Genomic DNA, 12,053 nt, shown 5'->3' with positions numbered 1-12,053 from the left:
CCCCCCCCCCCCCCGGGATCCCCTGCCCCGCCCCCGCCCCCGCCCCCGCCCCCGCCGAGGGGGATCGGCCTGCCGCTCCGCCCGTCCCGCCTCGTAAGCTGTGCCGCATGGCTAAGTGGACCCCCAAGCACGAGGCGCCGGAGCCCCTGGAGGGGCCCGTGGTCGCCACCATCACCGGCGGCACCATCGTGTGGTTCGTCCTCTTCCTGGCGCAGCTCCCCTTCTACGGCTCGCTCTCCGAGCACGGCCACGCCTGGTGGGTGTGGACCTGCCTCGCCGGTGGCGGGCTCGGCCTGATCGGCGTCTGGTACGTCCGCAGGCGTGACGCCGCGATCAAGCGGGACGCGGCCCGGCGAGCGGCCGTGACGGCGGAGTAGTCACCCCGCCCCCGCCCCTCCCGGCGGCCCAGGTCCGCCCCAGGTCCACCCCAGTTCAAGCCCCCCTGCCTCCCCGGCCGGGTCGCCGAATGGTGGCCGGAAGCAACGTTGTCATGCCCATAACCGCGCATGACAACGTTGTTCCGCCCTGTTCCGCATCCCGCCCCACAGAGGTAGATATGACATGGACACGGCAGATCGGGCTGTGCCTGGCCGGAGCGCTCGCGGCGACCACGCTGCTGACCGCCCCGGCCGGGGCGCACTCCGGTCCGGTCCCCGGAAGGCCCCTGACCGAGCTGGTGAACCCGTTCATCGGCACCCAGAACGAGGGCAACACCTATCCCGGCGCCGCCGTCCCGTTCGGCATGGTGCAGTTCTCCCCCGACACCGGGCACAACACCGGATACGACTACGCCCAGGACCACATCCGCGGGTTCTCGCTGGTCCATCTCTCCGGGGTGGGCTGCGGACTCGGCGGGGACCTGCCCGTCCTGCCGACCACGGGTGATGTCACGGAGACGGACTACGCCCGCTACGCGGCGGGTTTCGGCCACGCCGACGAGAGCGCGAGCCCCGGCTACTACCGGGTCGGCCTGGACACCGGGATCGAGGCCGAGCTGACCGCGACCGCCCGCACCGGTGTGCAGCGCTACACCTTCCCCGCCACCGACAAGGCCAACGTGCTGCTGAACGCGGGCCAGTCGCTGCACACGCGGGTCGCCACCGAGGTCGAGATCCTGGACGACCACACCGTGCGCACCGCCCTCACCGGCCGGGGCTTCTGCCAGGACACCGAGCCGTACACCGTGTACACGATCACCCGGTTCGACCGGCCGTTCACCGCCTACGGCACCTGGGACGGGTCCACCGTCGGCGCGGGCGCGAAACGCGGGAGCGGCGGGGCGTACGTACGGTTCGACACCACGAAGGACCGCACGGTGGAGGCGACGACCGCGCTGTCGTACGTGGACGCGCGCGGGGCGGCCGGGAATCTGCGGGCCGAGGGCGGGCGGTCGTTCGACTCCGTGCGCGCGGCGGCCGAGCGGGCCTGGGCGGACCGGCTCGGCACGGTCCGGGTGCGCGGCGGCACGGACACCCTGCGCCGTACGTTCTACTCCTCGCTGTACCGGTCGTTCCTCGCCCCGAACATCGGCAGCGACGCCGACGGGCGCTACACCGGCTGGGACCAGCGGATTCACCGCGCCGAGGGGTTCACGTACTACCAGAACTGGTCGCTGTGGGACACGTACCGCACCCAGTCGCAGCTGCTGTCGCTGCTCGCGCCGCGTGAGGCGCGGGACATGGCGATCTCCGTGGTGAAGATCGACGAGGAGAGCGGCTGGCTGCCCAAGTGGGGCTACGGCACGGTCGAGACGAACATCATGACCGGCGACCCGGTCACGCCGTTCCTCACCAACGCCTACCAGCAGGGGCTGCTCGGCGGCTGGGAGGAGCGGGCGTACCGGGCACTGCGGCGGAACGCGGACGGGGTGCCGCCGGCCGGTTCCCCGGCGGTGGGCCGGGAGGCGAACCGGGAGTACCTGGCGGACGGCTTCGCGCCGTACGTGAAGGACCGGCCGCACGCCAAGCCGGGCGACTCCGACTACGACCACGGCGCCTCGGCCACCCTGGAGTACGCCCTCGCGGACGGGATGCTGGCGCGGATGGCCGGGGACCTCGGGCACCGGGCGGACGCCGAGCGGTACGCGGCCCGCGCGCAGGGCTACCGGCGGATCTTCGACGCCTCCACCGGCTTCTTCCGGCCGCGCGACGCCTCCGGCGCGTTCACCGGCCCGGCCGACCCGGCGCAGAGCGAGGGCTTCCACGAGGGCACGTCCTGGCAGTACCAGTGGCTGGTCCCGCAGGACATCCCCGGCATGGTCTCGCTGATCGGCGGCCGGGAGGCGGCCAACGACCGGCTGGACTCCTTCTTCGCCTACGACCGGCTGCTCGCCGACCCCGCGGGGACCGCCCGCGAGGTGTGGGTGAACGGGCCGTACGACTACTACAACGCCGACAAGTACAACCCGCAGAACGAGCCCGACCTGATCGCGCCGTACACGTATCTGTCCACCGGGCAGCCGTGGAAGACGACGGACGTGGTGCACGCGGCGCTGACGCTGTTCACGGACGGGCCGACCGGCATGACCGGCAACGACGACCTGGGCACGATGTCGTCGTGGATGGTGCTGTCGTCCATCGGCGTGTTCCCGGTGCAGCCCGGCTACGACACCTGGGGGCTCTCCACGCCGGTGTTCGACCGGGTCGATCTGACGCTGGACCGCCGGTACTACCCGCACGGGCGGCTGACGGTCTCGGCGCCCGGCACCTCCGCCGACGCCCGGTACGTGCGGGGTGCCCGGCTGGACGGGCGGGCGTACGGGCGGACGTATCTGACGACGGAGGCGCTGCGGACGCACCGGTCGCTGTCCTTCACGGTCGGGACCCGGCCGTCGCGGTGGGGGACGGGGGTGGACGCGGGGCCGCCCGCGCTGAACTGACGGCGCCCGACGGGGGGCTGACGGTGCCTGCCGGGGGGGACTGACGGTGCCTGACGGGGGGTGCGGGCGCGGGGAGGGGGGTGCGGAAGCGGAGGCTCCTCCTCCCCGCGTCGGCTCGGCAGGTGCGCGGGGGCGTCCGCACGTACCGTCGAGGCATGACCCACATCGACGCCGGAGCCGAGCTGGACCCCGTGCACCCGGTGGCGCTGCCCGAGGGACGGCCGACGGGGCTGACCGGGGCGGAGGTGGCCGAGCGGGTCGCGCGGGGGCAGGTCAACGACGTACCGGCGCGCAGCAGCAGGTCGCTGGGCGAGATCGTGCGGGGGAACGTCTTCACCCGGTTCAACGCGATCATCGGTGTGCTGTGGCTGGTGATGCTGTGCGTGGCGCCGATCCAGGACGGCCTGTTCGGGTTCGTGATCCTCGCCAACACCGGGATCGGGATCGTGCAGGAGTGGCGGGCGAAGAAGACGCTGGACTCGCTCGCGGTGATCGGGGAGTCCCGGCCGACGGTCCGCCGGGACGGGGTGGCGACGGAGGTGGCCACGAACGGGATCGTGCTGGACGACCTGGTGGAGATCGGCCCCGGCGACAAGGTCGTGGTGGACGGGGTGTGCGTCGAGACGGACGGCCTGGAGATCGACGAGTCGCTGCTGACCGGCGAGGCGGACCCGGTGGTGAAGCGTCCCGGCGACGAGGTGATGTCGGGCAGCTTCGTGGTCGCGGGCGGCGGCGCGTTCCGCGCGCTCAAGGTGGGCCGGGAGGCGTACGCGGCGCAGCTCGCGGAGGAGGCGTCCCGGTTCACGCTGGTCCAGTCCGAGCTGCGGACGGGTATCTCCACGATCCTCAAGTACGTGACCTGGATGATGGTCCCGGCCGCCGTGGGGCTGGTCGTCACCCAGCTCGTGGTGCAGGGCAACGACCTCGGGGACGCGCTGGCCCGGACGGTCGGCGGGATCGTGCCGATGGTCCCGGAGGGGCTGGTGCTGCTGACCTCCGTCGCCTTCGCCATCGGGGTCGTCCGGCTGGGCCGCAAGCAGTGCCTGGTGCAGGAGCTGCCCGCCATCGAGGGGCTGGCCCGCGTGGACACGGTGTGCCTGGACAAGACCGGCACGCTCACCGAGGGCGGCATGGACGTGACCGAGCTGCGCCCGCTGGACGGCGCCGACGAGGTCCACGTCCGTACGGTGCTGGGCGCGCTCGGGGCGTCCGATCCGCGGCCCAACGCCTCACTGCGGGCGGTCGTGGACGCGTTCCCGGACACCGGGGGCTGGCGGTGCGTACGGGCGCTGCCGTTCTCGTCGGCCCGGAAGTACAGCGGCGGCGCGTTCGGGGAGGCGGACGGCGCGAGCAGTACGTGGCTGCTGGGCGCCCCCGATGTGCTGCTCGACGACGGGGACCCGGCGCTGGCCGAGACCGAGCGGCTGAACGAGCGGGGGCTGCGGGTGCTGCTGCTGGCCCGTGCCGCGCGCGAGCTGGACGACCCGGAACCGGCGCGGGGTGCCCGGCCGACCGCGCTGGTGGTGCTGGAGCAGCGGCTGCGCCCGGACGCGGCCGGGACGCTGGACTACTTCGCGGCGCAGGACGTGCGGGCCAAGGTGATCTCCGGGGACAACGCGGTGTCCGTGGGCGCGGTCGCGGCCAAGCTGGGCCTGGACGGTACGGCGGTGGACGCGCGACGGCTGCCCGCCGACCGGGCCGGGATGGCCGAGGCGCTGGACGCGGGCACGGTGTTCGGGCGGGTCACCCCCCGGCAGAAGCGGGACATGGTGGGCGCGCTCCAGTCGCGCGGGCACACGGTGGCGATGACCGGCGACGGGGTGAACGACGTGCTCGCGCTGAAGGACGCGGACATCGGCGTCTCGATGGGCTCGGGGTCGGAGGCGACCCGGGCGGTCGCGCAGATCGTGCTGCTGAACAACAGTTTCGCCACGCTGCCCTCGGTGGTCGCGGAGGGCCGCCGGGTGATCGGCAACATCACGCGGGTGGCGACGCTGTTCCTGGTCAAGACGGTGTACTCGGTACTGCTCGCGGTGCTGGTGGTGTGCTGGCAGGTCGAGTACCCGTTCCTGCCACGGCACTTGACGCTGCTGTCCACGCTGACCATCGGCATCCCGGCGTTCTTCCTGGCCCTCGCGCCCAACAAGGAGCGGGCGAAGCCGCACTTCGTGCGCCGGGTGATGCGCTACTCGGTGCCGGGCGGGGTGGTGGCCGGGGTGGCGACCTTCGTGATGTATCTGGTCGCCCGGCACCACTACTCGGGTCCGGGCGCGCTGGAGGCGGAGACCAGCGCGGCCACCCTGACCCTGTTCCTGATCTCCCTGTGGATTCTGGCGATCGTGGCCCGCCCCTACACGTGGTGGCGGGTGGTCCTGGTGGCCGCGATGGCGGCGCTGTTCCTGGTGGTGCTCGCCGTACCCGTCCTCCAGGACTTCTTCGCGCTGCGCCTGGTGGGCGTGGCGATGCCGTGGACGGCGGTGGGTGTGTCGGCGGTGGCGGCGGTCGCCCTGGAGGTGCTGTGGAGGTGGGTGGACCGCCGCTTTCCCGTCTAGCGGGCGTCCCGCCGGGCGGGGTGCCGCCCTCCTGGGACTACCGGGGCTACCGGGACTACTGGGACTACTGGACGTCCACGTAGTCGTCGGTGGCGTTCTCCGCGACGGTGGTGGAGGTGCCCGCGAAGCTGTAGCGGTAGTAGCCGTCCTGGGTGGCGGTGACCGTGGTCTTCAGGGCGCCCGTGGAGGACGTGGTGACCGTCTTCAGGGTGGTGTAGGTGGAGCTGCCCTTCTTGCGGAACTGCAGCTTGACCGGCTGGCTCGCGTAGGCCGTGTAGGTGCCGTTCTGCCAGTCGGCGCGGGTGAGCTTGCCGGTGACGGTGAGGGTCTTGCCCTTCTTGACGGGCTCCGGGGACGCGTCGGCGGTGAGCTTCGCGTACTTCTGCAGGGTGACGGTGGCCATGCCGCCATGCTCCACGTAGCCGACCTTGCTCAGGTCGGGGTCGTCCAGGTCCTGCCCGTTGAAGGCGATGGCCTCGGCGCCGACGGACCAACTGCCGGTGTAGGAGTTCAGCAGCTTCTGGTCGGCGTCGGCCGCCGCGTGCGGCTGGAGGTCGATGGTGCCCTTGCAGGTCGCCACGGTGGAGGAGGTCGCGGTGCAGGTCGCGGGGTTGTCGCCGTAGAGCTCGGCGGACGGGTCGTCCAGCGAACCCCGGTACAGGTAGGCGTCGGTGTAGAAGTCCTTCGCCGAGATCTTCACGCCCGCGTCGTGGGTGAGCGTGAAGGAGTACGACGTGCTGACCTTGGCGACGGCGCCGATCTTGACGGTGCTCGACGTCTTGAGGCCGGAGAAGCTCGCCTTGAGCGTGTACGGGGTACCGGTCGCGGGAGCGGCCTGGGCGGCCGGGATCGCGAGGGCGGAAAGGGCCAGGGCGCCGGTGACGGCGGCCACGGTGGCACGGATGCGCATGGGTTCCCTTGTGTGGTGAAGGGTGGACTCCGGGGTCGTGGGACGCGGCCGGGGTCCGGAGAAGAGTTGTGGGAGTCCGGGGACTCGTGGGGTGAGACTCGCCGGGTGGGGCGGGAGTTGCACGGGGGTCGGGTAAAGGCGGGTAAAGACAGTTGAAGCGGCGGCCCCTGATCCGTGGCGTGGATCAGGGGCCGCCGCTTGGGGGCGGCTGTGCTGCGGTTTTGCCGGTGCAGTTGTGCCGCTGTGCTGCGGTGTTTCCGGTGCTGCGGTGGTGCGGTGCTGCGGTGGTGCGGTGCTGTCGGGGTTACGTCACTTCACATCGACGTAGTCGCCGGTGGCGTTGACCGCCGGGGTGGTGGAGGTGCCCGCGAAGCTGTAGCGGTAGTAGCCGTCCACCGTGGCCTTGACCGTGGTCTTCAGGTTGCCCTTGGAGTCCGACTTGACGGTCTTCAGCGTGGTGTAGGTGCTGGAGCCCTTCTTGCGGAACTGGAGCTTCACCGACTGGCTGGTGTAGCCGTGGTACTTGCCGTCGTCCCAGTTGGCGCGGGACAGGTACCCGGTGGCGGTGAGGGTGGCGCCCTTCTTCACGGGCTCGGGGGCGGCGTTGACGGTGAGGCGGGAGTAGCGCTGCAGCTTGGTGGTGCCCAGCTTGTCCTGGAACGCCACACCGACGTTGTTCCAGTCGATGTCGCGGGACTCCGGGTCCTCGCCGTTCCAGTCCACGGCGACGCCCTCGGCGGTCCAGGTGGCGGCGTCGGTGTTCATCAGCTCGAAGGACGGCTCGATGTCGATGGTGCCCTTGCAGGAGGCGACGGTCGCGGAGGTCGCCTTGCAGGCCGCGACGTCGTCCCCGAAGAGGACGTTGCCGTCATCGACGGTCTGGCGGTAGATGTCCACGGCGGTCATGAAGTCGGACGAGTTGACGTCCACGTCGGCGGTGTGGGTGAGCGTGAACGTGACGGGGACCGAGACCTTGTTGAGGACGCCCGCGACGATCGGCTTGCCGCTGTTGACCTTGACGTTGGAGAAGGTGGCGTCCATCTCGTAGGGCTCGCCCTGGTCCCGCTTGGTCGCGGTGAGCGCGCTGTCGCCGTGCGCGGTGCGCGCCGACTCGGCGGCGTGGACGGCCTTCAGCAGGTCGGCACCGGCGTGCGGGTGCCCCCCTGCGGCCTGGGCGGCCGGGACGGCGAGGGCGGAGACGGCCAGGGCGCCGGAGACGGCGGCCACGGTGGCACGGATACGCATGTGGTTCCCCCACGGTGCTGCCGGGCGGTACGGAGGTGAACCCGTGTGCCCGGTCGAGTCGTTCGAGCCTGTTGGCTCGAACGACAAGACAGGAGAGGGAGGGAAAAGGTTGCACGCCTGGTGAAATTTATGTGCGGAACTTGTTCAGATCATGGAATCCGCCGGACGCGAGGGCATCGCCGGGCGCAAGGGATCGGGTATCTGCATGGACTCAGTCGAACCACCGGTCCCGCGCCAACTCGGCTGTCCGGGAGGGATCTTCCAGCAGGGCGGCGACCTCGAAGCGGCGCGGCCACTGTCCGGCCGCCCAGGCGAGCCCGGCGGCCACGCCCTCCAGGGTGGCCGCGTGCAGTACGCCGTCGTCGGTGAGCCGCCAGTCCAACTCGACTCCGTCCACGACGAGTTCGTCGTGCTCGACATAGCCGGCCGGGGTACGCGGACCGAGCAGGACCCGGACCGCCTCGGACACCTCGTGCTCGGCACCCTCGCTGTCCACGGCGCCGGTGACGGACTCGCTGAGCCGCCGCACCTGGAACAGCTCGGCCAACTCGGCCGCGCGGGCGGGCCGTACGGGGAGCAGCGGGACGCCTTCGGTGAAGGGCAGCAGGTCGGGTGAGTCCACGACGACCGCGTCGGCGGCGTCCACCACGCGCACGGTGCCGTCCACCACGGCCCGCACCTCGTCGGGCAGGGTGACCTGTTCGGGGTCCAGGTCGGCCAACGCGGTGCAGAGACCGTGGAGCTGGGCGGGGGTGACCGGGCGGTCGGGGTCCGTGAGGCGGTCCAGGAGTTCGGCGGCGCCGCCCGGCTCGTCGAGGAGCGCGGCGACGGAGGTGCGGACGCCGAGTGCGCGCAGCACCTGCTCGTCCGCGAACCCGGTGGCGTCGGCCTCGTCGTACAGCCCGCGCAGCAGCGGGTCGCCCCCGGCCGCGAGCAGACCGGCCGGGCGGCGGCCGTCGAGCACCGGGTGCCCGCGCAGCCACCACGCGGTGTACGGCCGTACGACCTCGTGGGTGCCGTCGGGGAGCAGGATGCGGACGGGCTGGGTGAGCGCGTCGCGCAGTGGTGGACGGGCGAGCAGGGCGAGCGCCTCGGGCCAGTGGTCGTCGTCCACGAGGTCCAGGTCGCGCACGGCGATCAGCTCGGTGGCGACCGGCGGGACGGGGCTGTCCGGGAAGCGGTCGAGGATGTCCTCGCACCACACGTCCACCGCATCCAGCAGTCCGGCGTCGTCCGGCTCCGCGAAGTCGCCCTCGCGGGGCTCCAGTTCGTCGGGGTCGAGGACCACATCGGTGGCGCGGACCAGGGCGAAGTCGGCGAGGACACCGCAGGCGGTGAGCGGCTGCGCGCCCCACTTCGCGGCGAGTTCGGCGTCCACGTGGGCGAGTTCGTCCGGGCGGATGACCCGGGCGAAGTCGCTGCCGGGGAGGACGAGTTCACCGGCGGGGGCGAGTTCGCCGTCCTCGTCGGGCAGCGCGAGGGCGCCGAGCCAGGGTTCGTCACCGGGTTCGAGTCCGGCGTCGCGGGCCAACGCCAGCACGGTGTCGGCCAGTTCCTCGGCGTCGGGGGTGTCCTCCTCCCACAGCGCGCCGCCCTCGTCGTCCAGGGAGGCGGCGACGGCGGCCCGCACCTGCGGGGTGGTGAGCACCGCGCGCGCGGTTGCGGGCAGCGCGCCCAGTTTCTCCAGCAGCGGGTGGGCGGCGTCCTCGTGGGCGACCTTCAGCCCGAGCCGTCCCAGCACCTCGGGATCGACGGAGACACCGTCGGGGGTGGGCAGCAGCACCTGGCGGGGGCCGATGGTGGTGCGGCCGTCGGCCAGCGGTACGGGCAGCCCGGAGAGCCGGTCGGCATCGACTCCGGCCAGGCTGTCGTAGAGCCGCCGCCACCAGCCGGAGTCCTTCTCCAGTCCGGCGAGCCGGTCCACGGCGTCCGCGAGCGGCAGCCGGGCGACACCGAGGGTGCGCAGCTCGGAGCGGCGTTCGAGACCGGCCGGGAGGAGAGTGGGCAGCACCTCGGCCAGCACGCGCACGGTGTCGGCGCCCGCGCCCTCGACGATCTCGGCCTCGCGCGGGCGCAGCGCCTCGGGCAGTTCGTCGTCGCCGCCGGGGTCCACGGCCGGGGGCAGGAACGCGGTGCGGGGCAGCCGCTCCAGGACGGCCCGGCGCAGCGCGCCGTCCAGTTCACCCCGGCCGAGCGGTCCGGGTACGAGGTCGGCGGCGCCCTCGGTCACCGGGCGCCAGGCGGCGAGGAGTCCGGTGTAGGCGTCGGCGGCGCGCTCGACCAGAAAGTCGGTGAGCGGGCCGGGGGCCGCGTGCCGCCGGGTGGGGTCGAGCGGGAACGAGGCGATGAGCAGCGCGGGCATGCCGAGGTGTTCGTCGCTGGGGGTCGGCGCGTGCACGACGGGGGTGGTGCGCGGTCGGGCGGGGCGGCCCGCGTCGTCCTGGGGTACGGCCCAGGTCACCGACCAGTGCGGGCGGAGCCGTTCCTCCACCGGGCGGTCGGCCAGCAGGTCGGGGGTGAGCGGACCGTGCGCGGTGGCGACGCGCCAGCGGGTGGTGCCGTCGCGGGAGTCCTCGACGACGGTGACACCGGTGCCCCCGGTGGCATCGGCGGCCTCGGTGGCGTCGGCGGCCTCGGTGGAACGGCGCAGGGTGCGGGGGGCACCGCCGTTGACCTCGATGACGACCTCGGTGAGACCGGGCAGGGCGAGCAGCAGCGCGTCGTCCACGGAGTCGAGCAGCCGCTCGGCGAGATCGGCGGCGGCGGCGTCGCGCAGCGGCAGGATCACGGCGGTGTCGTACGGGTCGGGGGCGGTGCCCTCGGCGGCGAACGGGAGTCGCAGCAGCGGGACATGGCCGTCCCGGCGACGGACCTCGTCTCCGAGGCCGGGGCTGTGCCGGGCGGTGTCGGCGGCCAGTTCGCGGGCCTCCGCGAGCGACCAGCGGACCCCGCCGTGCCGTCCGACGACGGCGGGCTCGTCGGTGACGGAGAGGACGGCGGAGAAGCCGACGCCGAACCGGCCGACCGCGCCGTTCGCCTCGTCGGCGTCCCGTTTCGCGGAGGCGCGGAGCGTGGACAGCGACTCGACACCGCCCGCGTCCAGCGGAGCGCCGGTGTTCGCGGCGACCAGCACCCCGTCCTTCAGGGTCAGCCGGAGCCGCCCCTCGGTGCGGGCGCGGGCGGCGGCGTCGGCGGCGTTCTGCGCCAACTCCACCACCAGCCGGTCCCGGTAGCCCCCGAGGACCAGGTCCTCCTCGGCGTTGGCGTCCTCCCGGAACCGGGCGGGACTGGTCGCCCAGGCGTCGAGCACGCCCCGCCGCAGCCGGGCGGTGCCAAAGGGGTCGGCGCCCTCCGCGGCCGGCCGCACGTACTTGCTCACGTTCACACTCCTCATCGACGTGCCCCGAAGGTACCGCGCGGCGGCGGGGGCGCGGTGGGGCTGTGGACAAGGCCGGGAGTGGGTTGTGGACAGAGACCCGGCGGAGTTGTGGACGGTCACCCGATGGGGTGGTGGACATATCCAGAGGGACGGGTTCCGGCGGGCCCGGACGCACGGTGCAGGCCCGGAGGGGCGGGTTCCGGCGGGCCCGGGCGCACGGCGCAGGCCCGGACGCCCGGCGCGGGCCCTGTCCCCGGCCGCGCCTGCGGTCAGTTCCGCGCCGCTCCTCGGCCGGGCTGCGGTCGGTCCCGTGTCGTCTCTCGGCGGGCTGCGGTCAGTTCCGCGCCGTTCCCGCCAGCCCGTCGATCATCATGCCGAGGGTGAAGTCGAACCGGTCGTGGGTGGTACCGGCGGTGAGTTCGGCGGCGTGCCGCCGGGTGTGCGGGAAGGTGTCCTCGGGGAGGGCGGCGAAGCGGCGCAGGAGTTCATCGCGGCCGACGACCCAGCCGTCCTCGCGGCGGTCGGTCCGGCGGTCGGCCAGCGAGACTTCGAGGCTGTAGGCGTTGACGTAGAGCGAGAGCGCGTCGATGGCCCAGGCGGCGGCCTGCGGGGCGACGCCCCCGGCGAGCAGGATGGCGAGCATGCCCTCGCTGACCCGCAGGGTGTCCCGGTTGGACGGGGCGGCGGCGAAGGTGGCGCGCGAGATGCCCGGATAGCGCAGGTACTGGTCGCGGAGCCGGGCGCAGACCCCGGCGATCTGCTCGCGCCAGCGGGCGGGGTCCGGCTCGGGCAGCTCGATCCCGGCGCAGAGGCGGCCGATGAGCAGCTCGTCCAGGTCCTCCTTGTTGACGACGTGGGCGTAGAGGGAGGACGGGCCCGTCTCCAGGGCGGTGGCCAGGCGGCGCATGGTCAGGGCGTCGTACCCCTCGCGCTCCACGAGGGCGAACGCGGTGTCGATGATCGCGTCCACCGTGATCGGTTTCTTGCGTCCGCCGGAGGGGCCGCGCCGGGCGACGGGCGTGCCGTCGCCGGTGCCGAGCTGGTGCCGCGCTGCGCGCCGTTCCTGCGGGGTCGGTGCCATACGGGCAG

Annotated in this window: 7 protein-coding genes; 3 read left to right on the top strand and 4 right to left on the bottom strand. The window is 73.0% G+C overall.

Going from position 1 to position 12,053, the window contains the following annotated elements; translation table 11 throughout:
• The first annotated feature begins 107 nt into the window (after positions 1–107).
• From KUM39_RS26335 to KUM39_RS26325, 3 genes are all read left to right on the top strand, one after another.
• Entirely contained in the window at positions 108–377 is a 270-nt protein-coding gene (locus tag KUM39_RS26335) for a DUF2530 domain-containing protein (protein WP_217788276.1), read from the top strand.
• Between the two features lie 179 nt (positions 378–556).
• The gene (locus KUM39_RS26330; protein WP_217788275.1) at positions 557–2,878 is read left to right on the top strand and encodes a GH92 family glycosyl hydrolase; all 2,322 of its coding nucleotides are present in this window, start codon (positions 557–559) and stop codon (positions 2,876–2,878) included.
• A gap of 155 nt (positions 2,879–3,033) precedes the next feature.
• Positions 3,034–5,430: a cation-translocating P-type ATPase gene (locus tag KUM39_RS26325; RefSeq protein ID WP_217788274.1), complete on the top strand. Its 2,397-nt coding sequence runs from the start codon at positions 3,034–3,036 to the stop codon at positions 5,428–5,430.
• Positions 5,431–5,494: 64 nt separating this feature from the next.
• Here the strand turns inward: KUM39_RS26325 and KUM39_RS26320 are convergent, their stop codons facing one another.
• The 4 genes from KUM39_RS26320 to KUM39_RS26305 form a co-directional block, all read right to left on the bottom strand.
• Entirely contained in the window at positions 5,495–6,340 is an 846-nt protein-coding gene (locus tag KUM39_RS26320; RefSeq protein WP_217788273.1) for a hypothetical protein, read from the bottom strand.
• Positions 6,341–6,649: 309 nt separating this feature from the next.
• A complete protein-coding gene (locus tag KUM39_RS26315; RefSeq protein ID WP_217788272.1) occupies positions 6,650–7,585 on the bottom strand; it encodes a hypothetical protein in 936 nt (311 codons plus the stop codon).
• A gap of 211 nt (positions 7,586–7,796) precedes the next feature.
• A complete protein-coding gene (locus KUM39_RS26310) occupies positions 7,797–10,964 on the bottom strand; it encodes a sacsin N-terminal ATP-binding-like domain-containing protein (RefSeq protein ID WP_217788271.1) in 3,168 nt (1,055 codons plus the stop codon).
• A 334-nt stretch (positions 10,965–11,298) separates the two neighbouring features.
• Positions 11,299–12,045, bottom strand: a complete 747-nt coding sequence (locus tag KUM39_RS26305; protein WP_217788270.1) for a TetR/AcrR family transcriptional regulator — start codon at positions 12,043–12,045, stop codon at positions 11,299–11,301.
• Between the last annotated feature and the right edge of the window lie 8 nt (positions 12,046–12,053).

Source organism: Streptomyces corallincola, from assembly GCF_019104725.1.
GTDB lineage: Bacteria > Actinomycetota > Actinomycetes > Streptomycetales > Streptomycetaceae > Streptomyces > Streptomyces corallincola.
Note: the sequence above shows the minus strand (reverse complement) of the source record. Positions and strands in the feature narration are given on the sequence as shown.